We start from the raw sequence: 25,635 nt of genomic DNA, 5'->3' as shown, positions 1-25,635 counted from the left end.
GGGAGAGTGGGAACCGCCGGCGGGTGACCGACTGCGGAACACCGTACCTCGCGATGAGGACAGTGCGACAATCCCGCGTCCGGGTGTCACGTTCCGTCCCCCGAGGGCGTCCCCCGGTGCGACGACCGGAGGACGCGACGAGGTCAGCGGACGGTGACCGACCGACAGCCGAGCAGCGGGTTCGTCGACCCGGCGCCGACGTTGATCCCGTAGGCGCAGACGTCGTGCGTGCCCGCCGACAGCCGGACCGTCGTGGAGTACCCGGACGCGGCCGGAGCGGCGGGGTGTGCCCGGACGACGTCCGGACGGGCGAGCGACGTGGACACCCGTCCGAGGCTCTTCGTCCCGGTCTTCCCGTCGTAGAGGGCGACCGCGAGCGGGTTGCGCGTGTCCGGGTCGTACGCCCAGCCCGTGACGGTGACGCCACCGCTGCCGGCGGTCGCGGAGTCGAGGCGGCCGACGGGGTCGTGCGAGCGGTCCACCGAGGCCACCGGACCGGCCTTCATGACGACCGGCGCGCCGGCGGTCTCGTTGTCCGAACTGCCGTCCGGGTGCCGCAGCGTGACCTGCACGGCGTACTTGCCGGCGGGCATCGAGCCGAGTCGGAACGGCACCGAGTTCGCCCCCTTCGTCACGGCGACACCGGTGGCGATGCGCTGCCACGCCCCGCTGCCGGTGCGCACCGTGACGTCCGCGGTGCTGCCCGCCACCCAGGCGTTGTCGTGGAAGGTCACCGTGGTGGACCCGGTCGCCGCAGGGTCCGCGCGCAGGTGCACGGACTTCAGGTGCCAGACGGCCTTGCCCGGGTCCTCGTTCGGGTCGAAGCGGAGGCCGGTGATCGTCTGTCCGGCCCATCCGGCCTTCGGGGTGAGGGCGTCCTCGTCCAGCGGGTTCTGTGCCGTCAGGTCGACACTCGTCTCGCTGGCGTTGCCGTTCGAGTAGGTCAGGAGGTCGTTGCCGATCTGCGGTGTGCCCGTCCCCGCGACGTTCCAGATCGCCCGGGCCATCTTGCCGCCGCCGGCCGAACCGGACAGGTCGAACGGTCCGTTGTACCGCATGTCCCACTGCAGGTAGTGGTAGGTGCTCCCCGCCATCCGCGAGACCGGCAGGTGGACCTGCGGGTCGTTCTGGTGGGGGCCGGTGTTCCGGGCGGTGATGCCCCGGCTGTCGCGGGACAGCACGGTGGCGTTCGAGTACTTGACGTGCGAGGTCGCCGTGGCCGAGGTGAAGTTCCAGGGGCGACCGGTGGTGGCCGTCGCGTAGTCCTGCCCCTGCGTGGGGTTCGGGGTGTCCACGACGAGCTGGGGTCGCGGGGTCACGGTGTAGCCCGGGTAGGTCCCCGCGGGCATGCCGGCGTGGGGGTGGGAGGCGTCCGGTGCCGCGTGCAGCCGCACCCAGTCGATGCTCGCCTGCTTGCCGGTGTCACCGGCGTTCCCCGGGAGGACCACCGGGTCGAGGCGGAAGACCACCTTCTTGCCGGACCGCCACGGCACCTTCGCGAGCAGGGTCGACTGCTTCGCGAGGTCGAACGTGTAGATGTGCGGGCCCTGCACGACCGGGAAGGTGAAGCCGCCGCCGCACGCCGCGGTCTGCTCGCGGCAGGTGAACCAGTACACCGCGCCGATGCGCTTGGTCAGCGGCTGGTCCATCGAGAAGGTCAGCCGCGAGTACCGTGCCGGGTCGACCGGCTGACGAGCGCCGTCCCGGCCGGTCGCCAGGCTGCCCGAGATCGAGTGCACCAGGAACAGCTGGTCTCCCGGCGTCAGTCCCACCTTGAGTGCACCGCCCGACACCGTCGCCCGTGTCCCCGAGAAGTCGGTGTTGAAGTCCGCTGCACTGGTGAAGTCCCAGGCATCGCCGAACGCGTCGCTGGCGTAGTCGGCCGCCTCGGACTCCGTGGTCGCCGCGCTCGCCCGCACCGGCGCACCGACCACCGCGCCGAGAGTCAGACCGACCGCGACCGCGATCGCCGTGGCGACGGTCGCGGCTCGTCGTTGCCCCGGTGCGCGTGGCGCCAGCCGCTGGATGGAGGTGTCGTCGTGCATCTGTCGTCCCCTGCCTGGTCGTCCGGGGCCCGCTGACCGGGCGAACCGGTGGACAGACGACACGGCCGTTCCGACCCCCGGTTCGGGGTCGGCACGTCGGGAGCGCACGAGGTCGTCGACCGGAGCCTACGACGCCGTACGCGGCAGCGGAAGGCGGACGGTCCACGGCGCGCAGTCGTACGGTCCTGCGAGCCGCAGGACGTCGTGCGTCCTAGTGGAACCAGTCCTGTGCGCGGATGTCCCGGAGCGCCTGCCGACGGGTCTCCGGGTCGAGGGTCATCACGTAGACGGTGCCGTCCAGGTGGTCGCACTCGTGCTGCAGGGCCTCGGCCATCAGTCCGGTCCCCTCGAGCTCCACCGGCTCGCCGTCGACGTCCACCCCGCGGACCTTGGCGTACGGGAAGCGCTTCGTCGGGTAGGCCAGGCCGGGCACGGACAGGCAGCCCTCGTCCATCAGCTCGGGCTCGCCGGACGTCTCGACGACCTCGGGGTTGAGGACGTACCCGACCTCCCCGTCGACGTTGTACGAGAAGGCCCGGAGCCCGACGCCGATCTGCGGAGCCGCGACGCCGGCGCGGCCGGGCTCCTGGACGGTGTCGATGAGGTCCTGCACGAGTTCGCGGATGCCGTCGGACCCGATGCGGACCGGGTCGGCGGGCGAACGGAGGACGGGGTCGCCGAACAGGCGGATGGGACGGACGGTCACGTTACTGCAGCACCACCAGGAGGTCGCCGGCGTCCACCTGCTGGGTCACCGGGATCGCGAGACGGCCGACGGTCCCCGCGACGGGTGCCGTGATGGCCGCTTCCATCTTCATCGCCTCGATGCTCGCCACGGCCTGACCGGCCTCGACGACGTCACCGACGGCGACCTTGAGCGTCACGACCCCGGCGAACGGGGCGGCGACGTGCTTCGGGTCGGACCGGTCCGCCTTCTCGGCGGCCTTGGTCTCGACGACGACCGAGCGGTCGCGCACGGCCACCGGCCGCAGCTGCCCGTTCATGGTCGTCATGACGGTCCGGATGCCCCGCGCGTCGACCTCGCCGATCGCCTCGAGCCCGACGAGCAGGTTCACGCCCCTGCCGAGCGGCACGACGTGCTCCTCGCCTGCCCGGAGGCCGTAGAGGTAGTCCACGGTGGGGACGATCGACAGGTCGCCGAACTCGTCGCGGACCTGTTGGAACTGCCGGGTCGGCTGCTCGAACAGCAGACGGTTCAGGGCCTGCTGCCGCACGGTCCCCGGGGTGTCGAGCGCGGCACGCTCGTGCTCCGGCACCGGCGTCACGGCGATCCGGACGTCACGGCCGGCCAGGACCTTCGAGCGGAACGGCTCCGGCCAGCCACCGGGCAGGTCGCCGAGCTCCCCCGCCATGAACCCGATCACGGAGTCGGGCACGTCGTACTTCTCGGGGTGCTGCTCGAAGTCCGCCGGGTCGGCGTCGACGGCGGCGAGCTGCAGGGCGAGGTCGCCGACGACCTTCGACGACGGGGTGACCTTGGGCGGGCGTCCGAGGATCCGGTTCGCCTCGGCGTACCAGTCCTCGACCTGCTCGAACCGGTCGCCGAGCCCGAGCGCGATGGCCTGCTGGCGGAGGTTCGACAGCTGCCCGCCGGGGATCTCGTGCTTGTAGACGCGGCCGGTCGGCCCGGCGAGCCCGGACTCGAACGGTGCGTAGACGCGGCGGACCGCTTCCCAGTAGGGCTCGAGGTCGCCGACGGCACCGAGGTCGATGCCGGTGTCCCGCTCGGTGTGCGCGAGCGCTGCCACCAGGGCGGACATGCTCGGCTGGCTGGTCGTGCCCGCCATCGGCGCCGCCGCGACGTCGACCGCATCCGCGCCGGCACGGGAGGCCGCGAGGAGCGTCGCGAGCTGCCCGCCCGCGGTGTCGTGGGTGTGCACGTGCACTGGCTGGTCGAACCGTTCCCGCAACGCGGCGACGAGCTTCTCGGCCGCCCCTGCGCGGAGGAGACCCGCCATGTCCTTGATCCCGATGACGTGCGCACCGGCGTCGACCATCTGCTCAGCGAGCCGCAGGTAGTAGTCGAGCGTGTAGAGGTCCTCGGCCGGGTCGAGGAGGTCGCCGGTGTAGCAGAGCGCCGCTTCCGCGACGGCCGTGCCGGTGGCGAGCACGGCCTCCAGGGCGGGACGCAGCTGACTCACGTCGTTCAGTGCGTCGAAGACCCGGAACACGTCGACGCCGGTGACGGCAGCCTCGGCCACGAACGCGTCCGTCACCTCGGTCGGGTACGGCGTGTAGCCGACCGTGTTGCGGCCGCGCAGCAGCATCTGGATCGGGAGGTTCGGCATCGCCTGGCGCAGCGACGTCAGGCGTTCCCACGGGTCCTCGCCGAGGAACCGGAGGGCGACGTCGTAGGTGGCTCCGCCCCAGGCCTCGACGCTGAGCAGCTGCGGGGTGAGCCGGGCGACGTACGGGGCGACCGCGACGAGGTCCTTCGTGCGGACCCGGGTGGCGAGGAGCGACTGGTGCGCGTCCCGCATCGTGGTCTCGGTGACGGCCAGGGCGGTCTGTGCGCGGAGCGAACGAGCCCACTCGGCCGGTCCGACGCGGAGCAGCAGGTCGCGCTGCCCCTCGGGGAGCGGCGCGGTGAGGTCGGCCGCCGGCAGCTTCAGCGCCGGGTCGACCACGTGCACGGCCGGCGAGCCGTTCGGCTTGTTCACCGTGACGTCCGCGAGCCAGTTGAGCACCTTCGTGCCGCGGTCCTTCGACACGTGGCCGTCGAAGAGCTGCGGACGCTCGCCGATGAACGCCGTGGAGACGTCACCGCGGGCGAAGTCCGGGTCCTCCAGGACGGCCTGCAGGAACGGGATGTTCGTGCTGACGCCGCGGATCCGGAACTCGGCGAGGGCACGACGCGCGCGGGCGACTGCCGCCGGGAAGTCCCGACCGCGGCACGTCATCTTCGCGAGCATCGAGTCGAAGTGCGGGCTGATCTGGGCACCCGTGGCCACCGTGCCGCCGTCCAGGCGGACGCCGGCACCGCCCGGGCTGCGGTAGGTGGTGATGCGGCCGGTGTCGGGCCGGAAGCCCTGCGTCGGGTCCTCGGTCGTGATGCGCGTCTGCAGCGCCGCACCGTGCACCGACACCGTGTCCTGCGACAGGCCGAGGTCGGCGAGGGTCTCTCCCGCGGCGATGCGCATCTGCGACTGGACGAGGTCGACGTCGGTGACCTCTTCCGTCACGGTGTGCTCGACCTGGATGCGCGGGTTCATCTCGATGAAGACGTGCTGGCCGGCCCGCTCGCCCACGGTGTCGAGCAGGAACTCGACCGTGCCGGCGTTGACGTACCCGATCGACCGGGCGAAGGCCACGGCGTCCCGGTGCAGTGCCGCGGCGACGGCGGGGTCGAGGTTCGGCGCCGGGGCGATCTCGACGACCTTCTGGTTGCGGCGCTGCACCGAGCAGTCCCGCTCGAACAGGTGGATCGTGCCGGCGTCGGTGCCGGTGGCGTCCGCCAGGATCTGGACCTCGATGTGGCGCGGCCGCAGCACCGCCATCTCGAGGAACATCGTCGGGTCACCGAACGCACTGTCGGCTTCGCGCATGGCCTCTTCGAGCGCCGGCCGGAGCTCGGCGGCGGTCTCGACGCGGCGCATGCCACGACCACCACCACCGGCGACGGCCTTCGCGAACACCGGGAACCCGATCGCTTCGGCGCCCGCGACGAGTTCGTCGACGTCGCGACTGGCCGGGGTGCTCGCGAGCACCGGGACGCCCGCGGCGATGGCGTGCTCCTTCGCGGTCACCTTGTTGCCGGCCATCTCGAGAACGTGCTCGCCCGGGCCGATGAAGGTGATGCCGGCCGCGGCGGCCGCGGCGGCGAGCTCCGGGTTCTCGGACAGGAACCCGTAGCCCGGGTAGATCGCGTCCGCCCCTGACTCGCGGGCCACCCGGATGATCTCCGAGACGTCCAGGTACGCGCGGACCGGGTGGCCGCGTTCGCCGATCAGGTAGGCCTCGTCGGCCTTCAACCGGTGCAGGGAGTTGCGGTCTTCGTACGGGTAGACCGCCACGGTCCGGGCACCGAGCTCGTACGCTGCGCGGAAGGCCCGGATGGCGATCTCGCCACGGTTCGCGACCAGGATCTTGGTGAACACGAGGTCCCTTTCAGCCCGGGTTGAGGTCTCACAACCTTACTGGCGGTAACGTTGCTCATCGTGCATGTACTCAGCGTGAGCTCCCTCAAGGGCGGTGTCGGCAAGACGACGGTGACGCTCGGCCTGACGTCAGCGGCGTTCGCCAGGGGTCTGCGCACCCTCGTGGTGGACCTCGACCCCCAGTCGGACGTCTCCACGGGCCTCGACATCGACCTGACCGGTCACCTCAACGTGGCCGACGTCCTCGAGAACCCGAAGGAGAAGATCGTCCGCCAGGCCATCGCGCCGTCCGGCTGGACGAAGGGTTCCCAGGGCAAGATCGATGTCATGGTCGGGTCGCCCTCGGCCATCAACTTCGACGGGCCACACCCGTCGATCCGCGACATCTGGAAGCTGGAGGAGGCGCTGGCGAACGTCGAGGCCGACTACGACCTCGTCCTCATCGACTGCGCCCCGTCCTTGAACGCGCTGACCCGCACCGCGTGGGCCGCCTCCGACCGGGTCTCCGTCGTCACCGAGCCCGGACTGTTCTCCGTCGCCGCCGCTGACCGGGCCCTCCGCGCGATCGAGGAGATCCGTCGTGGTCTCTCGCCGCGCCTCCAGCCCCTGGGCATCATCGTGAACCGCGCTCGGGTGCAGTCGCTCGAGCACCAGTTCCGCATCAAGGAGCTCCGCGACATGTTCGGGCCGCTCGTGCTCTCGCCGCAGCTGCCGGAGCGCACGTCGCTCCAGCAGGCGCAGGGTGCGGCGAAGCCCCTGCACGTCTGGCCGGGCGAGTCCGCGCAGGAGATGGCACGGAACTTCGACCAGCTGCTCGAGCGGATCATGCGCACGGGCAAGATCGGGCCGTACGCGGACGGCGCGGGCGCGATCGCCTGACGTTCGTCCGTCGCTCGGAGGGTCGCCCCCGGGCGGCCCTTCGTCGTTCCCGGGGGTCCCCGGCGGTGCCACGTGCTGGGGTGGTGGCCGGTGTCGGCCGCGCTCACCTGCCGACCGGACGGGACCAACGCGGTCCTCCGCGCCTCCCGAGGTCGCGCAACACGCCGCGTGACCGCTGCCGACGTCGCACGAACTGTCGGCCCGCAGCCGTGGAGGCGGCAGAACACGCGACCTCGCCGAGCACACGTGGGACGGGAGGGGCGGGGCGCGGCAGTCAGGCGGGCGTCGGAACCGGGATGGTCACGACACGACAGCCGGGACGGTCAGGACGCGCGGGTGGCCCGGCGGGCGGCGAGCTCGTCGCTCGGGTCCTCCGCCGGGGTGGCGTCGAGCTCCACCAGGGAGGACTCGACCTCGCGCAGGACCTTGCCCACGGCGATGCCGAAGACACCCTGTCCGCGAGAGACCAGGTCGATGACCTCGTCGTCCGAGGTGCACAGGTACACCGAGGCGCCGTCGGACATCAGGGTCGTCTGCGCCAGGTCGCTCACGCCGGCTTCGCGGAGCTGGTTGACGGCGGTGCGGATCTGCTGCAGGGAGATCCCGGTGTCGAGCAGGCGCTTGACGAGCTTGAGGACGAGGATGTCGCGGAAGCCGTAGAGCCGCTGCGACCCCGAGCCGGCAGCGCCGCGGATCGTGGGCTGCACGAGTTCGGTGCGGGCCCAGTAGTCGAGCTGTCGGTAGCTGATGCCAGCGGCCTTCGCAGCGACGGTGCCGCGGTAGCCGTTCTGCTCGTCGTGCTCGGGCAGGCCGTCGGTGAAGAGCAGCCCGAGGTCGTACCGCGTCATGTCAGACGGGGTACCGGGGACATCGTTCCCACTCATCAGCTTGCCTTCCACGACGATCGAGCTCCCACCCGAAGCTTCAACAGCGGGTTGAGAGTTGTTCCGAGGTCCACGGTAGCGAGTCGGGCGGCGTGGAAGCGGGACATCCGCACCGGCGCGTCCGGCGTGTCGAGGATATGCCCCGGCACCGACCGCCGTCGAGGGTCCGACCCGCCCGGACCGCTCACGAGTCGAGCCGACCGATGGCCGCACGGATGAGTGACGAGCGGATGACCTCGAGGTGTCCGGCGATCTCCCGGGCGAGTTCGAGCGCCTTCGCACGGGACGTGGCGTCACCACGACGGGACACCGGCATGAGCGCGGACTCGATGAGACCGACCTCGCGCTCAGCGGTGCTGCGGAAGGTGCGGAGGTGCCGGGGCTCGATGCCGGAGCGCTGCAGCTCGACGAGGGCCTTCAGCACACCGACCGAGTCCTCGCCGTAGGTGTCGGACGCCGGGATGAGCGAGGCGGACACCGCGTCGCCCACGAGCATCGGCGACGCTCCGGCAGCACGCTGCAGTTCGTCGCGGGAGTACCGGCGCTCGCGCCCGAGCATCGACGGCCGCGGCACGTCGCCACCACCCGGGAGGGTCGGTTCGCGTCCGGCGTCGAGGTCGGCCAGGTAGTCCTTGATGACCTTGAGCGGCAGGTAGTGGTCACGCTGCAGCCCGAGCACGATGCGCAGCCGGTCGACGTCGGTCGACGAGAACTTCCGGTAGCCGCTCTGGGTGCGCACCGGCGTGACGAGTTCGCGCTCCTCGAGGAAGCGCAGCTTGGAGCTCGACAGGTCGGGGAACTCCGGCTTCAGGCGGGCGAGGACCTGCCCGATCGTGAGCAGGTCCGGCGCCGGGGACACCGCCCGCGCCGCAGCGGAGCGGGGTGCCACTACGCGTTCGCCAGGCGCGCCAGGTCGACCCGGGAGGCGTAGAACGTCAGCCGGAACTTGCCGACCTGGACTTCGGAGCCGTCGACGAGCAGTGCTTCGTCGATGCGGACACCGTCGAAGTACGTCCCGTTCAGGGAACCGAGGTCCTTCACGCTGAACGACGTCCCGCGACGGACGAAGTCGGCGTGCTTGCGCGACACCGTCACGTCATCGAGGAAGATGCTCGCGTCGGGGTGTCGGCCGGCCGTCGTGACGTCGGAGTCGAGGAGGAACCGCGCACCGACGTTCGGGCCGCGACGGACGACGAGCAACGCCGAACCCGACGGCAGCGCCGAGATCGCGTCGCGTTCTTCCGCTGTGACTCCGGCCTCGGGCGTGAGCGCCGCAGCGTTCTCCATGCTGAAGGTCAGCGTGGTGTCGACCAGCCGCTGTTCCGGACGTCCCGGCTGCGGGACCACTGGATCTGGCATCGTGGACCTCCTCCTCTTGGTCGCCCAGCGTATCGGAAACGAGCGCGTCAGCGAGAGCCCCGTCCCCAGGGGACACGGGAGGCTCCCCACCGGCCGGTGGGGAGCCTCCCGTCCGTCAACCGGCGGACCCTGCCCGGGCGACCTTCCCGGACCCCGCGTCGTGCAGGATCTCCTGGACCTCGGAGTCCTTGAGGCGGGTCCAGGGCGAGCCGTCGGGGTCGCTGGTCGAGGCCTCCGGGCTGTCGCCGGTGTTCCACCACTTCGCCTGGTACGGCGTGCCGTCGAACAGGACCCGGTCGCCGGTGTCGTAGGTCGTGGTGCCCGACCACGCCGGGTACGTCCCGGTCGGCAGGCTCACGGGCGCGACCGGCTTCTCACCCGGCAGCACCGGGCCGACGAGCTGCCACGGCGTCTCGTACGAGCTGAGCACGGCGTCGTCGGGCAGGTCGCCGGAGGTCCACCACTTGGCCTCGTAGACGTTGTGGTGCCAGACGGTCTTCGTGCCCTCGAGGTAGGCCGACTCCTTGTCCCACACCGGGTAGGGGCTGGTCGACGGGTCGTCGGACGGCTGCGTGGTGGAGGACGGCTCGGCCTTCGTGACGTCGCCCGACGCCGCGACGATGCCGCCGCTGAAGCCCTTGCCGAGCACGTCGGCGAACAGCTTGCCGTCCTGGTCGACCCCCGAGCACGAGTTCGACACGGTGGACAGGTTCACGTAGTTCGAGCCGCAGGTGGTGTCGCGGTTGAGGGACCACATCGACATCCGGCCGAGCCCCTGCTGCCGTGCCCAGGCGTTCAGCTTCGTCGCGTCGGCGAGCGTGACGGCCTCGTCCGGCACGTCGTTCTGCCCGATCATCGGCGTCGCCCCGGTCTTGTGCCAGAGGGTGCGGTCGCCGAGCGGGGTCCCGGCGCGGGTGTAGAGGATGCCGAGCTGGCGGTGGACCTGCTGCAGGGTCTCGACGGACGCGGAGTACATGCTCTGGCTGGAGCCCTTGCCGTCGCCGTAGTCCATCGTCATCGCGTTCACGCCCGCCAGGTCGACCCCGGCGTGGAGGAACTGCGCGACGGCCTTCGTGCCGTCGGCGGTGAGGCCACCGGGCGCTGCCGGCAGGGTGAGCCAAACGGCGAGCGGATGACCGGCGTGACGACGCTGCGCCTGCAGGTCCGCGACCGCCTGGGCCCGGCGCTTGCCGGCTGCCGTCTTCGTGAGGTCGTCGCTCTCGATGTCGAAGTCGACTGTGGAGACGTCGTACCGCTTGACGACGCTCCCGTAGGCGGACACGAGCTTGTGCTGGTCCGTGCACGTCGATGCGAGCTCGTCGTTGGCCAGACCGCCGAACGAGACACCGACGGCGCCCTTCTGCTGCTCCAGTCGAGCGATGCGGCGGTCCAGGTCGAGCTGGTCCCCTGCTTCCTCGAGCCCGTAGGCCGCGCCCCAGGTCGGGGTGCAGGCCTCGTCGTGGCCCGCGACGACGAAGGACAGCATGACGTCGCGGCCCTTCGCGGACTTGACGTCCTCGAACGGGAACGTCGGGGTGACGGTGACGTCCGTGTAGGCGGCGAACCAGGGCTCCACCGTCTCGGATGCCTGGGCGCTCTGCCACCGGTCGACGCCGGCGTACCCGCCGACGGCGACCGCGAGGGCGACCACGGTGGCCAGGGCGACCCGGACCGGGGAGAGTCGTCGTGTGGTGCTCATGGTCAGGCCGCCGTCTTCTCGTCGTGCTGCACGGTGAGGCCGTGCCGGGTGCCGGCGGTGCCGGTCCCGAGGTGGTCGGTCCCCAGGTGCTCGGGGATGGTGGTGCCGCGCTGGCCGAAGTAGAGCACGGAGCGCCAGTCTTCGGTGGCGGGTGCCGCCTCCGGGACGAGACCGCGACGGACCGCCTTCGCGGAGGCGCGCTCGTCCTTCCGGGCGGCGCGGCGTGCGGCGCGGGCGGACGGGTCGTAGAACATCCACTTCGTCGCCCAGATGAAGACGTCGACGACGGAGTTCCACAGGCCGATGTAGGCGACGATCGCGTACATCGCGAGCAGGGCGTTGAACGCGGCGAACACCGCGTTGCCCCAGTTCTGCGCGCCGAAGTCCCGCACGAACGTGAACACCGAGAACGCGACCATCGCGTACGGAGCCAGGACGTACAGCGCGGGTGATGCCGTCCGGTCGCGGACCTTGGGCGTGCGGGCGAACGGGATCTTCTTCGCGGTGAGGGCCTGCTGCACGCTCTTCAGCACACCGGCGACGTTCACCGGCATGAGGATCAGGTTGAACCCGTAGATGCGCAGGATGTCGGTCCGCTTGTACCCGCAGTAGCGCAGGTCGCTCGCGAAGAGCCAGAAGTACGGCAGGGCGGCGAGCAGCACCATCGGGCTGAGCAGTCGGGAGTCGTACGGGTACGCCAGCAGGAAGATGAGGCCGAGCGACCCCCAGGCGATCGACGCCATGTAGTTGACGCGGAGCGCCATCTCGACCACGCTGACGCGCTCACCGCGGGCCCGGCGCTCGCGCACCTGGCGGATGTACTTCGGCAGGATGAGCAGGCCGCCGTTCGCCCAGCGTCGCCGCTGCACGATCAGGGAGCCGAAGTCCGGCGGGGTGGCGCTGTAGGACAGGCGCTCCGGGTAGTTGACGAGGGTCCAGCCGTGCATGCCCAGGTCGACGCTCGACTCGGTGTCCTCGATGACGGTGCGGTCCTGCACGTACCGCTTCACCTCGAAGCCGCCGACGGTCTCGGTCTCCTCGATGTCGCGGAGCGCCCGGGTGCGGATGACCGCGTTCGCGCCGACCCAGAAGGTGGCGCCGTACTTCGACATGCCCTGGTGCAGGATGTGCTGGATGTCGGTCGTCGCACCGGCGAGGCGCTCGATGCGGGTCGCGGCACCGCGGAAGGACGAGTACGGCGTCTGGGTGACGGCGACGCGCTCGTTCTCCGGCTGCTCGAGGAAGTGGACCAGGCGGAGGCAGTAGTCGCGGAGCAGCACCGAGTCGGCGTCGAGCGTCAGCACGTAGTCGGACGCGGGCACGACCAGGTCGGCGTCGGCCGGGTCGGTGACGGTGCGCAGGACGGTGCCGGACGCGGTCTCCTCGTGGCGGTAGGCGCTGCCGAGCAGGCCGATGTACGAGTTCAGGTTCATCGCCTTGTTCGCCTCGTGCGAGAGGTTCGCGGAGCGCTTCCGCTCGAAGGTGGTGAGCTCGGCGGTGAAGGTCCAGGCCAGGCGACGCTGCAGCTCGACCGCGCGGGCCGAGGTGACGTCGGTGGACTCGGCGTCCCCGGCGTCGATGATCGCGGCGTCGAGCGCCTCGGCCGTCAGGCGGAACTCGTCCGCCAGGCCGACGAGGACCTGGTCGGTGAAGAAGTGGTCGACGTGGTCGGCGACGCCGTGCTCGCGGGCGTGGCGGCGGAGCCAGGCGTCTGCCCAGCGGTGGTGCGCGACCAGGGTGCGCACGGCCTCCACGGAAGCCTGCGGGGCGTTGGCGGCCTCGACCTCGGCGGAGAGCAGGGCTTCCTGGAACCGGCGGGACGGCGCGGCGAGCTGCCTCTGGATGGTGTCGGCGACGGCGCGGGTGCGCTCGAGCTTCGCGGCGGTCTCCGGGTCGGTCGGGAACGGCGAGTCGTCGACGAGCAGCACGATGCGGAGGTTCGGGTACTCCTGCAGTGCGGCGGACCACAGCGTGGTCGCGACGACCTCGGGCTCCTCGGCGTAGCTCGGCACGAGGACGGTGAGCGGCGACTCGTGCCCCTCGGCGAAGTGCCGGTCGAGCTCGGCGCGCGGGACGCGGACGTGGGTGGCGAAACGCTCGAGTGCCCCCTGGCGGGCGACCAGGTGCATCAGGGCCGAGAAGGTCAGGAAGGTGACGACGACGGTGTACGAGATCGCCTCGGTCGTGAACCGGAAGCTCTCGGTGCCGGAGTCCAGGAACTGGCGGATCACCGTGTAGACGACGTAGGCCAGCCAGAACGCGATCGTCAGGATGATGGCGACCCGGCCGGAGACGAGCTTCCGGTCGGAGGGGCGGGCGTGGATCGTGTCGAGCGGCTGGGTCCGCCGCTCGGCACCCCACTGGCGGCGGCGCATCGGGGCGTCGTCGAGCTGTTCGGGCATGCTGTCCTTCGTTCGTACCGGACCAGCAGCCGTCGGGTGTGGGCGCTGTCGGGAGTCCGGTGGTCGCCGATGACGGTACGGCGACGGCTGTCGAGGTGCGGACCCTCGGACGGGGGGTTCCGGGCACCTCGTGCGGGATCCCGCAAGCCTGCGCGCGGACCCGCATCGACCCCGCGTCCGGGGGTGGCGCGGCGAGTCCGACCGACGCCTGGAGACGACCTGGAGGCGCGGTGCACGTCGGTCACCCGCCCCCGCCCGGCGGTGGGCGGGCTTCAGCGCCCGCGGGCGAGCAACCAGAGCAGGTAGGGCGCTCCGACGAGTCCGGTGACCACACCGACCGGCAGGGTCACGCCCGGCAGCGCGAACTGCGCCACCAGGTCGGACCCGAGGGTGACGACGGCACCGACGGCCGCGGCCGGGCCGAGAGCGATGCGCCCGCCGCCGACGAGCCGCCGGGCGATGGGTGCCGCCATCAGCGCGACGAACGAGACCGGTCCGGCGGTGGCGACGGCACCGGCGGTGAGGAGCACCGCGGTGAGCAGGAGCAGCACCTTCGCCCGGTCCGGTCGGAGTCCGAGGGAGGCCGCGACGTCGTCCCCGAGTGTCAGCACCGCGAGCCGCGGCGACTGCACGAGGGCGAGCGCCATGAGCACGAGGAAGCCGACCAGGAGCGCGCCGACGACGGTGCGGTCGACGGCGTTGAGGCTGCCGGAGAGCCACAGGAGCGCAGTTCCGGCCTGCTGGACGCTGCCACTGGTGAGCAACCAGCCGGTCACGCTGATGGCCATCGCGCCGACGCCGACGCCGACGAGGACGACGCGGTTGCCGGTGATCCCCCGCCGCCAGGCCAACGCGGCGATGAGCACCGCGACGGCGACCGCGCCGACGAGCACCACACCGAAGAGCAGCACGCCGGAGGCACCGAACAGGACGATCGCCACGAGGCCGGAGGCGCTGGCCCCGGCGGTGATGCCGATGATGTCCGGGCTGGCGATCGGGTTGCGGACGACGCTCTGCACGATCGCCCCCGCCGCACCGAGACTGGCACCGACGAGGACGGCCGCCAGGACGCGCGGCCCACGGAGTTGCCCGAGCACGAAGTCCGAGATCGTGTCGCCGTGCCCGACGAGGGTGCTGAGGACCTGCGCGGGCGAGAGCGGGATGTCGCCGACGCCGAGTCCGACCAGGACGAGGACGACGAGCGCGGCCACGGCGCCGACGAGGACGACGAGCTCCCGGCGGAGCGTGCCCCGCCGACGGTTCGCCACGGTGCCGCTCACAGTCCTCGCACCGCCCGGGACCGGACGAGTGCGATGAAGACCGGGGCGCCGATGAGCGCGGTGACGATGCCGACCTGCAGCTCCCCCGGGTACGCGACGACCCGGCCGATGACGTCGGCGACGAGCAGGAGCGCGGGGGCGACGACGGCGGACAGGAGGATCGTCCAGCGGTGGTCGGGCCCGGACAGTCGGCGGACGGCGTGCGGCACGGCGAGCCCGACGAAGGCGATGGGTCCGGCGGCGGCGACCGCGGAACCGGCGAGGAGCACGGTGACGACGGCGCCGACAGCCCGGACGAGCACGACGCGCTGTCCGAGCGACGCCGCGAGCTCGTCACCGAGCGCCAGGGTGTTGAGCGAGCGTCCGAGACCGACGGCGATGACGAGCCCCACGACGACCGGCGTCACGACGACGCCGGCCGTGCCGAGGTCCCCGCCGGCGAGGGCCCCGACCTGCCAGAAGCGGAGCTGGTCGAGCAGGCTGGCGTTCGTGACGAGCACCGCGGTCGTCACCGACGAGAGCGCGGCGGCGGTGACGGCTCCGGACAGGGCGAGCCCGACCGGGGTCAGCCCACCTCGGGCGACGGCGGCGATGCCGTACACGAGCAGTGCGGCCAGAGCAGCCCCGGCGAACGCGAAGGGCAGGTAGGTGGCGGTGCCGCTGATGCCGAACACCGCGATGCCGACGACGACCGCGAGCGCGGCGCCGGCGTTGACGCCGAGGATGCTCGGGTCGGCGAGCGGGTTGCGGGTGATCCCCTGCATGACGGCCCCGGCGACGCCGAGGGCAGCGCCGGCGAGCAGCCCGACGACGGTTCGGGGCACGCGGTTGCCGAGCACGATGAGTCCGATCTCGTCGTGTCGCCCCGGGTGGAGGAGCGTGTCGACGACGACACCGAGCGGGATCGGACGCGACCCGACGGCGACGCTCAGCGCGCAGGCGACCGCGAGCACCACGACCGCGAGGACGGTGGCGAGCACCAACCGGGACACGGGAGCGGGCGCGGGAGGCGCGACGGATCGGGATCGCATGGGAAGTGAGGCGAGCCTAACGGATGGCCCTCCCGCGGCGGGTCCGCGGGGCCGCGGTGCCGCTGTCGGCAACCGTCGAGCAGCTGCTCGGCACCACCATGGTCGGTTCATGGGGTCGTCATGGGATCGAGGCCTGTACTGACATCCATCGGCGGCCGACGGGGCCGCGAGGAACGACCGGAGAGCACCGATGAACGAGACCCCGAACCCCACCCCGGACGACGAGTGTCGCGAGCCGGAGCAGGTCCAGCAGCCGGAGCATGTCCAGCAGCCGGACACCCCGCAGCAGGAGCAGCTCCCGTCGTGGGAGCCGCCGCACGCGGACCGGTCGACCCTCCGCCCCGCCTTCGCCTTCGACGGCTCCGGTCCGTACCTGTACGGGCCCGACGGCTCCGGTCCGTACGCCTACTCCCCCGACGGCCGTGGCCCGTACCTCGTCGGCAGCCCGGCGCTGGGTGGGACGCAACAGCACGGCGGGCAGTACGGCGGAGCGCAGTACGGCGCAGCGAACCCGGTGGCGCCGCAGGGCTGGACCGGGGCGTTCGGCACGGCGCCCGGCACCAACCGACGCTCCCGGAAGCTGGCACTGGCGATCGGCTCGGGCATCACGGCGCTCGCGATCGTCGGCGCTGCCGGTGGCACCGCGCTCGGGCTGTCGTCGGTGCGCACCACGACGACGTCCAGCCAGACCCAGGGCAGTTCTTCCCAGGGCACCACCACGACTCCGGGGAACGGCACGACCCCGGGTGACGGCAGCGGCACGAACGGCTTCACCGTCCCCGGCCAGGGGACCGACGGCTCGGGCACGGACGGGACCGGCAGCGCGTCCGAGTCCGCCGCCACCCCGGCGACCACCGCGCAGGAGAAGGGCGTCGTGACGATCGACACCGTGATCGGCTACGACCAGTCCCAGCAGGCCGCCGGCACCGGCATGGTCCTGACCTCAGACGGCACCGTCCTGACGAACAACCACGTCATCCAGGGCGCCACGTCGATCCGGGTCACCGACGAGACGACCGGCGAGCAGTACACCGCCGACGTCGTCGGGGCGGACGCGACGAACGACGTCGCGGTCCTCAAGTTGCGCGACGCCTCCGGGCTGTCCACCGTCACCCTCGACGACGACGGCGGCGCCTCGACCGGTGACGCGATCACCGACGTCGGCAACGCCGAGGGCACCGGTGACCTGGTGGCCGCCGAGGGGACCGTGACCGCCACCGACCAGGACATCCAGGTGCAGAGCGAGTCGGGCACCGGGACCGAGTCCCTGACCGGGCTCCTGCAGCTCGCCGCACAGGTCGTCTCAGGCGACTCCGGCGGGCCGGTCCTGGACAGTGAGGGCGAGGTCGTCGGCATGGCGACCGCAGCGTCCTCCGGGACCGCCGACGTCACCGGGTTCGCGATCCCGATCAGCACGGCGAAGTCGATCGCGGACAAGATCCTGGCGGGCGACTCCTCGGGCACGATCACGATCGGCCTGCCGGCGTTCCTCGGTGTGCAGATCAGCAGCACCGCGACCGGGACGACCAGCGGCGTGCCGATCGCCGGCACCGTCGAGGGCTCCGGGGCCGCGAGCGCCGGCCTGGCTGCGGGCGACACGATCACGAGTGTCGACGGCACCGCGGTCACGAGCTCGGACCAGCTGACGAAGCTCATCAGCGGGCACGACGTCGGCGACCGGGTCTCGGTCGGCTACACGACGAGCGACGGCACCGCGACGACCGCGACCGTCACCCTGACGGCCGGCCCCGCCGCCTGAGGGCACGAGGCCGTCGCCTCGTCCCCACCGCACGATGCCCGCGCCTCCCGGTGTGGGCATCGTGCTGTGCGGCCTGGTCGGGACGAGCCCGTCAGCCGAGCAGCGCGCGGACGAGGGTCCGGTGGACGTTCGCCGACGCCTCGGCCGTGAACGCCGTCGTCCCGCCCTCGGTCCGTCCCACGCGGGCGAAGCCGATCCCGGCCGCGGAGACGACGACGAGCGGCCGGGGTCGCCCCGGGCGCAGCAGCGCCGACACCGTCCACGGGGCCGACCAGAACGCGGCCAGGGTCGGGTCGGCCGACGCGACGGCGCGCGGCAGGTCGGGGGCGGACGGGCCACCGGCCAGACGTCGGTCGAGCAGGTCGCCGGGCAGGACCGCGGTGCGGAACGGCCAGGTCCACGTCGGGCGGATGCCGAGCCTCCCGGCCAGCAGTCCGACCACCCGTTCCGGTGGGACGGACGCGACCACGGACCGGCCGTCCGCTCCGGTGTCGACGACTGTGCCGGACCAGGCCTGGAGGCGCGTCACCCGCCCGTCGTCGTCGTGCTGGTCCAGCGTGGTCGGCTGCACCCCCTCGGCCCAGGGGGCGAGGACGGTCGCCGTCTCGGGCGGGACCGTGCCGAATCGGCCGACCAGGTCGGCGGCGACGAGTTCGCGGCCGCCGTCGGTGCGGAGGAGGGCGGGGTTCCAGCGCCGCCCGGCGAGGTTCTGCAGGGTCGAGACGGCCTCGGCACCGAGGGACGGGCCGGTGAGGGTGGAGCCGGCGAGCAGGACGGGCAGGGACTCGAGGGTGCGGGACTCACTGGCGGTGACCCGGTCGAGGACCCGGACGGAGTCGAGGACGGCGAAGACGGTGTCATCCGTCGCGGTCATCCGTGCGAGTGGCCGCTCGACCGTCAGGTCGACGCGGTGGCGGCCCGTGACCAGGAGCAGGTGCGCGCCGGCGACGTCACCCTCCTCATCGGGGCGGACGTACTCGACCAGACGCGCGGGCGCGCCGGCGGTGGTCCAGACGTCGCAGCCCACGAGGAGCAGCCCGTCGACCGAGCCCGGCAGCCGTTCGAGCAGCGAGGCGTTCTCGTCGCCGATCGCCCGGTCGCTCGGGCGGGAGCGGACGGTGAGGACGACGTCGTCGCCCCGGACGCGGAGGTCGGCACCGGCTGGCTCCTCGGTGCGCCAGCCGGTCGGACGGACGAAGCGGACACGGGCGGTGCGGTCCTCGGTCTGCCCGGCAGCGGCGGCGGGTGGGTCGGGGACGAGCATGCTGCGAGGCTACGTGCGCGCCCGTGGCCTGCGCTCAGCGGCTCGCCGGGGTGGCGCGGATCACCCGGTCGTCCGGCGGGGGCGCGGCGGTGGTGGCGGTGGGACGGGCTTCGCGGCGACGACATCGGTACGTCGGACCGTGACCGGACCGCGACGGGTGACGATGGTCACCGTCTCGGTGGTGCGTCCCGTCAGCTCGCCCAGGGCGTCACGGGCACCGTCCCCGTCGTGCGCGCGGACGACCAACCGGTCGCCGAGCGCTGCGGCGTCCAGCGCGGCGAGGGCCCGGGCACGCGCGATGTCGGCCTGCGACGAGGCGGCGGCCGGTGCACCGTCGAGGTCGGGTCGGGCGTCGGACATGCCTCGAGGGTACGGCCCGGGGTCCGCCCGACCGCCACGGCTAGGGTGGCCGGATGGACAAGGCCCGGGTGGACAGCTGGATCTGGGCGGTCCGGATCACCAAGACCCGGTCCGCTGCGACGACGGCGTGCAAGGCGGGCCACGTGAAGGTCAACGGCGAGCGGGCGAAGCCGTCCCAGCCCGTCGGACCCGGCGACGAGGTCCGCGTCCGGCAGGCCGGGTTCGACCGGATCGTCGTCGTGAAGAGCATCATCCTCAAGCGGGTGAGCGCGGCCGAGGCGGCGAAGCACCTCGAGGACAACACCCCGCCCCGCCTCCCCCGCGAGGAGGCCGGCTTCGTCCCGATCCGCGAACGAGGCGCCGGGCGGCCGAGCAAGCGGGAGCGCCGCGACCTCGAGAAGCTCCGCGGGTACTGACCGGCCCGACCGGCCAGGTACGCCGACGACCAGGTGCTCCGACGGATCAGACGAACCGGACGGTCTGCTGCAGGCGGTCCCGGATCGCGAAGACGTCGACCGAGCCGTCCGGCGACCAGTTGCCGGCGAGCACCTGCACGAGTGCACCCCGTCGGACGATGAGCGCCGTCGGCTTCCGGGGCGTTCCGATGAGTTCGACGTCCTCGTCCACCGCGGAGTCCGGCACGACGAGCAGCCGCCCGGTGAAGCGCACGCGGGTCTGCTTCTGCACGGCTCGGGCCGCGCGGACGAGCTCCTTGACCGGGCGCTCCCCGGGCTCGAGGGTCTCACCGACGACCTCACCGTGCTCGACCGCGACCGGGCCACCCCAGTCGATCGACTCGACGGCCCAGAGCCCGGTCGGGGTCAGGACGGCGTGGTCGAGCTTGCCCTCGGTGCCGGCGTCCAGGTCGTGCCACACCGTGACGCCGATGCCCATGTCGGCGATGATCGCGGCGGTCGCCTCTTCCGCCAGCGCCTCACCGAGCAGCCGCCGGACGGACCGCGGTGCCGAGCGGACGAGGGCGGGGTCGTAGGGGTCCTCGATCGGGTCGCCGAGTCCGACCCACTCGCGTTCGGCGGCCAGGAAGACCTCGCGTGACCGGCCGCCGGGGTGCCCGTGGGACCGGGCCCGCGGGCGGGAGTCGCGACGCGCTGTCGGGGGTGCGTAGTCGTCACGGCCGGATCCGCTCCTCCAGGCCGCCGAGCCGGACGGTGCCGACGACGGCGAGGACGAGCCGGAGTGGACCGCACCGGTGTCGTAGGCGCGGCGAGCCGCGGGGGTGCCGATCCGCTCCCAGGCGATCTGCACCCGGCGGAAGCGCTGCGGGTCGCCGCCCAGGTCGGGGTGGCTCTCGCGGGCCGCGCGGCGGTAGGCGCGGCGCAGGGTCTCGTCGTCGGCGGTCGCGGGGACGCCGAGGACTTCGTACGGGGTGGCGTCGGCCGGGCTGTCGGTCATGGCCGGAGGAACGCTACCCGACGCCGGGTCGGTGTCCGCCGCGAGCGGGCTGGGCGGGCGCTGAGCGGTGGCGCCGTTCCCGGCTCGGACCGACCGCGTCAGACCAGGGCGGCCGTGATCGCGTCCGTGTGCTCCTCGAGCCAGGCGACGTCGGCGCGGTAGAGCTCCGCGTGGCCGTGCGCCAGGTCGCTGACGAACTTCGGGTTGCCGGCGGCGGCCTCGGTCTCGATGGTCGTGACGAGGGACACCAGGCTCCCCGTCATCGTCTCGACGAGCACGCTCCGCGAGCGGGTGTCCAGGCCGTAGGCGCGGCAGAACTCGGCGGCGCGGGTCAGCCGGTCGGCGAACTCGGGCACGGGTGCCCCCTCGTCGGCGCTGCTGGTGAACGGGGCGAACCGGTAGACGGCACTCGCGACGTCCCACACGCGCGGGCCCGGGTGCGCGGTGTCGAAGTCGATCACGCCGACCGCCGCGATGCCGTCGTAGACGACGTTGTACGGGGCGAAGTCGCCGTGCACGATCGTCTCGACCGGCAGACGCCCGGCCTGCGACCACACGTCGGTCGTGTCGTCGCGCGGGAACGAGGCGGCGGCGTCGTGGAGCTGCCGGAGCAGGCGTGCGGTGGTGACGAGGGCGGCCTCGCTCGCGACGTCGGCGGTCCAGGGGTACTCGCCCGCCTCGCCCGGCACGAACGTCACGGTCTCGAGTTGCTCGCCGAGGGAGATCGGGGCGGGGGCCGCGACGAAGCCCCGCTCGTGCAGGTGTGTCAGCAAGCGGTGCACGGTGGGGGTCCACGGCCCGGCAGGCCGGTGCACCCGGTCGTCGGCCTTGGTGATCCGTTCCATGGGGAACCTCCTGAGCGTCGTCGTCGACGTGCTCGCCACTGTAGTGGCCGGAGCCCGCCCTCGGGCGGGTCGCCGGGCGACCATCCGATCGGCGCGCCACGAGCAACTCCGGCAGGCGCAGGCCGGACTCAGTCGGGCAGCAGCTCCCGCAGCCAGCCCGGGCCCCGCACGGCGGCGCCCAGCGCCTGTACCCGGTCCCGCAGTTCACGGTCAGCGGTCACGACGACGACGGGGGCGTCGCCGGCTGCGACGGCGGACTCGACCACGGCGACGACCGCGTCGTCACCGGACGCCGCCGCCCGCTCGATCGTCACCGGTGGGAGACCGGGCCGCGGGGCGGACGGTGCCGGGTCCGTGGTGGCACTGCGGGCCTCCCCCTCGAGCACGACGGTCCACCGGGGCCACCAGGCGGTCGACGGCAGGTCGAGCACGGACGCGGGGACGCCGACTGCGGCGAGCGCGCGGACCTGCTCGACGAGTCGGGCGGCGGCGCCGGCGCGGTCCTTCCACCAGCCGTCCGGCACGCTGCCGACGACGTTGGCGGCGTCGACGACGACGTGCGGGGTGCGGTCGAGCGTGGCGCGGAGGGCGGCCCAGGACCGGCCGAACCCGGGGTGCAGGTCGAGGGACTCGACGTCGGCGACGGGCACCCAGGACAGGGCGAGGCTCTCGCGGTCGGCCATCACCGGTTCGAATGGTCGGGAGGCCCGCCCCACGACGGTCGTGTACGTCCAGAAGCCGAGGTCGAGGACGGCGGTGTGACGGAGGTCCACGGCGTCGTCGGGGACACCGGCTTCCTCGGCTGACTCGCGGAGGGCGGCGGTGACGGGGTCCTCGTGCTGGTGGCGTGCCCCGCCGGGGATGCCCCAGGTGTCGCCGTGGTGGCTCCACTCGACGCGGTGCTGCAGGAGGACGCGGCCGTGTCCGTCGTCGACGAGCAGGCCGGCGGCGCCGAAGCGGCCCCAGGCCTTCGTGCCGTCCTCGCCGTGGGCCCAGGCGTCGCCGGGGTCGCGGGGGCCGGAGGGGGGTCCGGGCGGCGGTCCTGCCGGGGTCGCGGTCCGTCGTTCGTCGTCCACGTCTCCACCCTTCCACAAACGTCCGTCGGGTGACCCGGGACGACGGCGGGGATGCGTGTACGGTGTCGTCCGAGACACGGGGTGCCGCATCCGAGCGGCTGAGATCACACCCGTCGAACCTGCTCGAGCTCGTACTCGCGAAGGGATCGTCCATGGAGAACGCTGCGCCCACGACTGACTGGGCCCACCGCACCGCCGAACTGCTGGAGGCCGTCCGCACGCGGGCGCCGCTGGTGCAGTGCATCACGAACACGGTGGTGCAGAACGTCACCGCGAACGTGCTGCTCGCGCTGGGGGCGTCGGCCGCGATGGTCGACGTGCCGACCGAGGCGGGGCCGTTCGCCGGCGTCGCGGACGGGCTGCTCGTCAACACCGGCACCCCGCACGCCGAACCGCTGACCGCGTCGATCGAGGCCGCCGCCGCCGCGGTGGTCGCGGGGACGCCGTGGGTCCTCGACCCGGTGGCCGTCGGGTCGTTGCCGGTCCGGACCGCCCTGGCGCGGGACCTGCTCGCGCTCCGGCCGACGGTCCTCCGGGGGAACGCGTCGGAGGTGCTCGCGGTCCTCGGCGTGTCGGCCGGCGGTCGCGGGGTCGACAGCATCGTCGGGACGGAGGACGCCCGCGACGCTGCGCTGACCGCCGTCCGGGACGAGACGGTCGGGGCCGTCGCGGTGTCCGGGCCGGTCGACCTGCTGGTGGCGCCGACGGGGCTGGTGCGCGTGGCGAACGGGACGGAACTCCTCACCCGGATCACCGGCGGTGGGTGCGCCCTCGGCGCGGTCGTCGCGGCGTTCGCCGCGGTGGCTCCGGGACGTCCGCTCGACGCGGCCGTCGCGGCGACGGCGGTGCACACGATCGCGGCCGAGCTGGCGGCGCGGAAGGCCGGCGGCCCCGGTACCTTCCAGCCGCTGTTCCTCGACCGACTCGCCGCACTGACGCCGGAGGACGTCGTCCGGGAGGCCCGGATCACCGCCGACACGTCGGCTGCGGTCCCCGGTGACTCCGTCGGCGGTGCCGCCTGATGCCCGGCAGGGACGGATTCGGGGTCTACCTGGTGACCGACAGCGCCCTGGCTGCTCGGCACGGGCACGGGGTGCTCGGCGTGGTCCGGGCAGCGGTGGGCGCGGGACTCCGGATCGTGCAGGTGCGTGACAAGACCGCGTCGGCGCGGGACCTCCTGGCGCTGACGACCGCGGTGGCCGACGCCGTGGGCGACCGGGCCCTGGTAGTCGTGGACGACCGGCTCGACGTCGCCCTGGCCGCTCGGCATGCCGGGCACCGGGTCGCCGGCGTGCACCTCGGCCAGTCGGACGTCCCGGCGAGCGCCGCTCGTGCGCTGCTCGGCCCGGATGCCCACGTCGGTTTGACGGCGAACACGACACGGCACCTGGTGGAGGTCGCGACGATGCCCACCGGTTCGGTGGACCTGCTCGGGGTCGGCGTGGTGCACCCGACGAACACGAAGCCGGACCACCCGCCGGCGCTCGGGGTCGCCGGGTTCGGGCGGCTCGCGGCCATGACGACGGTGCCGTGCGTGGGCATCGGCGGGGTGACGCTGGACGACGTGGGGCCGCTCCGGCAGGCCGGCGCTGCGGGGGTCGCCGTCGTGTCGGGGATCTGCGCGGCACCCGATCCGGGCGCTGCCGCTGCGGCGTTCGTGGCCGCATGGGACGGAGCGGCACGGTGAGCGGTCAGACGCGCAGAGCGGTGTCCCCGCTGCCGCGGGTGCTGAGCATCGCCGGCACCGATCCGACGGGCGGTGCCGGGGTGCAGGCGGACCTCAAGTCGATCGCGGCCCAGGACGGGTACGGCATGGCGGTCGTCACGGCCCTGGTCGCGCAGAACACGCTCGGGGTCCGGTCGGTGCTCGTCCCCGACGCCGCGTTCCTCCGGCAGCAGCTCGACGCGGTGTCGGACGACGTCACCGTGGACGCGGTGAAGACCGGCATGCTCGGCACGGCCGCGGTGGTGCGGGTCGTCGTCGACTGGCTCCGCGAGCACCGACCGGCGTGGGTGGTCGTCGACCCGGTGATGGTGGCGACGAGCGGCGACCGCCTGCTCGACGCGGATGCGGAGTCGGCCATGACCGAGCTGTTCGCCCTGGCCGACCTGGTCACCCCGAACCGGGACGAGCTCCGGGTCCTCGCCCAGCTCGCCGATGCCCGGACGACCGAGGGGATCGAGGCCGCTCGCGCCGTCGCCCGACGGTGGGACGTCCGGGTGCTCGCGAAGGGCGGTCACGACGACGGTCCGTCCTCGGACGACGCACTGGTCTCCCCCGACGGCAGCGTCCGGGTCTTCCGCGGACCGCGGGTCGCGACGACGAACACCCACGGCACCGGGTGCTCGCTGTCGAGTGCGGTCGCCACGCTCGTCGCCCGGCACGGCGACTGGGAGCTGGCGGTCGGGGCGGCCAAGACCTGGCTGACCGCGGCCCTCCGCGGCGCCGATGCCCTGCGGGTCGGACAGGGCCACGGACCGATCGACCACAACGCTCTCGTGCGCTCGGCACTCCCGACACCCCGGCTGACCGAGGCCTGGTGGACCGATGCGGCCGAGGTGCTCGACGAGACGCTGGACTGCCGGTTCCTCCGGGGCCTGGCCGACGGCACCCTCGACCCCGAGGTCTTCGCCGGCTACCTGGCGCAGGACGTGCACTACCTCCGGGCGTACGAGCAGCACCTCGCCGCGGTCGCCGCCGGGTCGACCGGGGACGCCGCCGCGTTCTGGACGACCGCCAGCGAGGGCTGCGCCGCGGAGGCCCGCGACCTGCACCACCGTCGACTCGCCGGGTCCCACGCCGACGACCCCGTGCACCCCGTGTGCGCCGGGTACATCGCGCACCTCGCCGACGCGGCACGGCAGAGCGCCGACTCCGGGGACGTCGCGGTGCTCGCTGCGGCGGTGCTCCCGTGCTTCCGGGTCTACGCCTGGGTCGGGGAACGGCTCGGCACGGCACCGGTCGGGCACCCGTTCGCGGACTGGATCACGGCCTACGGGGACCCCGGGTTCGCAGCGTCGAGCGCGCGGGCCACGGAGCTCGTCGAGGAGCTCGCCGGGCGGGCCGACCCCGCGCTGCGCGGGCGGATGGCGCGCGCCTTCCGGCAGTCGGTGGCGCAGGAGCTCGCCTTCTTCCGGATGCCGGAACAGCTGGGCCAGCCAGGACAGCCGGGCCAGCCAGAACAGCCGGGCGAGTCGGTCTGACGGAGGTGGGGCGGGCC

The 25,635-nt window shown here is 73.0% G+C and carries 21 protein-coding genes and 1 riboswitch; of the genes, 6 read left to right on the top strand and 15 right to left on the bottom strand.

The annotated features are described in order from the left end of the window. Nucleotides 1–143: 143 nt before the first annotated feature. The 3 genes from DEJ31_RS09360 to DEJ31_RS09350 all read right to left on the bottom strand — a co-directional run bounded on the left by DEJ31_RS09360 (nt 144) and on the right by DEJ31_RS09350 (nt 6,163). Nucleotides 144–2,045, bottom strand: coding sequence for a hypothetical protein (locus DEJ31_RS09360; RefSeq protein ID WP_111121732.1), 1,902 nt, complete (start codon nt 2,043–2,045; stop codon nt 144–146). Between the two features lie 211 nt (nt 2,046–2,256). Further along, complete coding sequence (def, locus tag DEJ31_RS09355) at nt 2,257–2,751, bottom strand: peptide deformylase (protein WP_111044876.1); 495 nt, start codon at nt 2,749–2,751, stop codon at nt 2,257–2,259. Between the two features lies 1 nt (nt 2,752). Further along, entirely contained in the window at nt 2,753–6,163 is a 3,411-nt protein-coding gene (locus DEJ31_RS09350; RefSeq protein ID WP_111121731.1) for a pyruvate carboxylase, read from the bottom strand. Nucleotides 6,164–6,223: 60 nt separating this feature from the next. Here DEJ31_RS09350 and DEJ31_RS09345 point away from each other — a divergent pair, with 60 nt between their 5' ends. Further along, a complete protein-coding gene (locus DEJ31_RS09345) occupies nt 6,224–7,042 on the top strand; it encodes a ParA family protein (protein WP_110903195.1) in 819 nt (272 codons plus the stop codon). A 323-nt stretch (nt 7,043–7,365) separates the two neighbouring features. Here DEJ31_RS09345 and DEJ31_RS09340 read toward each other — a convergent pair whose 3' ends face one another. The 7 genes from DEJ31_RS09340 to DEJ31_RS09310 form a co-directional block, all read right to left on the bottom strand. After that, nucleotides 7,366–7,926 carry a MerR family transcriptional regulator gene (locus tag DEJ31_RS09340; protein WP_110825505.1) on the bottom strand — a complete coding sequence of 187 codons (561 nt, stop codon included), beginning with the start codon at nt 7,924–7,926 and terminating at the stop codon, nt 7,366–7,368. Between the two features lie 184 nt (nt 7,927–8,110). Next, the gene (locus tag DEJ31_RS09335) at nt 8,111–8,815 is read right to left on the bottom strand and encodes a MerR family transcriptional regulator (protein ID WP_110903080.1); all 705 of its coding nucleotides are present in this window, start codon (nt 8,813–8,815) and stop codon (nt 8,111–8,113) included. Further along, nucleotides 8,815–9,285, bottom strand: coding sequence for an FHA domain-containing protein (locus tag DEJ31_RS09330; RefSeq protein WP_110903079.1), 471 nt, complete (start codon nt 9,283–9,285; stop codon nt 8,815–8,817). The genes DEJ31_RS09335 and DEJ31_RS09330 overlap by 1 nt, the downstream gene beginning before the upstream one ends. A 115-nt stretch (nt 9,286–9,400) precedes the next feature. After that, nucleotides 9,401–10,984 (bottom strand): chitinase, encoded by a 1,584-nt coding sequence (locus DEJ31_RS09325; RefSeq protein ID WP_110903078.1) that lies wholly within the window; start codon nt 10,982–10,984, stop codon nt 9,401–9,403. A 2-nt stretch (nt 10,985–10,986) separates the two neighbouring features. After that, nucleotides 10,987–13,386: a glycosyltransferase family 2 protein gene (locus DEJ31_RS09320; RefSeq protein WP_110903077.1), complete on the bottom strand. Its 2,400-nt coding sequence runs from the start codon at nt 13,384–13,386 to the stop codon at nt 10,987–10,989. A gap of 272 nt (nt 13,387–13,658) precedes the next feature. After that, nucleotides 13,659–14,666 (bottom strand): iron chelate uptake ABC transporter family permease subunit, encoded by a 1,008-nt coding sequence (locus tag DEJ31_RS09315; protein WP_258366242.1) that lies wholly within the window; start codon nt 14,664–14,666, stop codon nt 13,659–13,661. Then, nucleotides 14,663–15,697 (bottom strand): iron ABC transporter permease, encoded by a 1,035-nt coding sequence (locus DEJ31_RS09310; RefSeq protein WP_111121730.1) that lies wholly within the window; start codon nt 15,695–15,697, stop codon nt 14,663–14,665. Before DEJ31_RS09310 ends, DEJ31_RS09315 begins: the two co-directional genes overlap by 4 nt. Nucleotides 15,698–15,887: 190 nt before the next feature. On the opposite strand from DEJ31_RS09310, the gene DEJ31_RS09305 reads away from it, so the two are divergent. Next, nucleotides 15,888–17,456 (top strand): S1C family serine protease, encoded by a 1,569-nt coding sequence (locus DEJ31_RS09305; protein WP_111121729.1) that lies wholly within the window; start codon nt 15,888–15,890, stop codon nt 17,454–17,456. A 91-nt stretch (nt 17,457–17,547) separates the two neighbouring features. Here the strand turns inward: DEJ31_RS09305 and DEJ31_RS09300 are convergent, their stop codons facing one another. Continuing rightward, a complete protein-coding gene (locus DEJ31_RS09300) occupies nt 17,548–18,720 on the bottom strand; it encodes a hypothetical protein (RefSeq protein ID WP_110903074.1) in 1,173 nt (390 codons plus the stop codon). A gap of 60 nt (nt 18,721–18,780) precedes the next feature. Then, a complete protein-coding gene (locus DEJ31_RS09295; protein WP_258366241.1) occupies nt 18,781–19,080 on the bottom strand; it encodes a hypothetical protein in 300 nt (99 codons plus the stop codon). Between the two features lie 53 nt (nt 19,081–19,133). Here DEJ31_RS09295 and DEJ31_RS09290 point away from each other — a divergent pair, with 53 nt between their 5' ends. Further along, entirely contained in the window at nt 19,134–19,496 is a 363-nt protein-coding gene (locus DEJ31_RS09290; RefSeq protein WP_110903073.1) for an RNA-binding S4 domain-containing protein, read from the top strand. 46 nt (nt 19,497–19,542) lie between these two features. Here DEJ31_RS09290 and DEJ31_RS09285 read toward each other — a convergent pair whose 3' ends face one another. The 3 genes from DEJ31_RS09285 to DEJ31_RS09275 form a co-directional block, all read right to left on the bottom strand. Continuing rightward, nucleotides 19,543–20,493 carry a DnaJ domain-containing protein gene (locus DEJ31_RS09285; protein ID WP_110903072.1) on the bottom strand — a complete coding sequence of 317 codons (951 nt, stop codon included), beginning with the start codon at nt 20,491–20,493 and terminating at the stop codon, nt 19,543–19,545. A 98-nt stretch (nt 20,494–20,591) separates the two neighbouring features. Further along, nucleotides 20,592–21,338: a phosphotransferase enzyme family protein gene (locus tag DEJ31_RS09280; RefSeq protein WP_110903071.1), complete on the bottom strand. Its 747-nt coding sequence runs from the start codon at nt 21,336–21,338 to the stop codon at nt 20,592–20,594. 128 nt (nt 21,339–21,466) lie between these two features. Continuing rightward, a complete protein-coding gene (locus DEJ31_RS09275; RefSeq protein ID WP_110903070.1) occupies nt 21,467–22,414 on the bottom strand; it encodes an NUDIX domain-containing protein in 948 nt (315 codons plus the stop codon). Between the two features lie 67 nt (nt 22,415–22,481). Continuing rightward, nucleotides 22,482–22,578: riboswitch (TPP riboswitch) on the top strand. Here DEJ31_RS09275 and thiM point away from each other — a divergent pair. The 3 genes from thiM (at nt 22,567) to thiD (ending at nt 25,618) form a co-directional block, all read left to right on the top strand. Beyond that, nucleotides 22,567–23,436, top strand: coding sequence for a hydroxyethylthiazole kinase (gene thiM, locus DEJ31_RS09270; RefSeq protein ID WP_110903069.1), 870 nt, complete (start codon nt 22,567–22,569; stop codon nt 23,434–23,436). Its footprint overlaps the riboswitch before it by 12 nt. Then, entirely contained in the window at nt 23,436–24,101 is a 666-nt protein-coding gene (gene thiE, locus DEJ31_RS09265) for a thiamine phosphate synthase (RefSeq protein WP_110903068.1), read from the top strand. The genes thiM and thiE overlap by 1 nt, the downstream gene beginning before the upstream one ends. After that, on the top strand, nt 24,098–25,618 hold the full coding sequence (gene thiD, locus DEJ31_RS09260) for a bifunctional hydroxymethylpyrimidine kinase/phosphomethylpyrimidine kinase (protein WP_258366240.1): 1,521 nt from the start codon (nt 24,098–24,100) through the stop codon (nt 25,616–25,618). The genes thiE and thiD overlap by 4 nt, the downstream gene beginning before the upstream one ends. Nucleotides 25,619–25,635 lie beyond the last annotated feature (17 nt).

The organism is Curtobacterium sp. MCPF17_031, from assembly GCF_003234035.1.
Classification (GTDB): domain Bacteria; phylum Actinomycetota; class Actinomycetes; order Actinomycetales; family Microbacteriaceae; genus Curtobacterium.
This window is presented reverse-complemented; position numbering and strand designations above follow the sequence as displayed.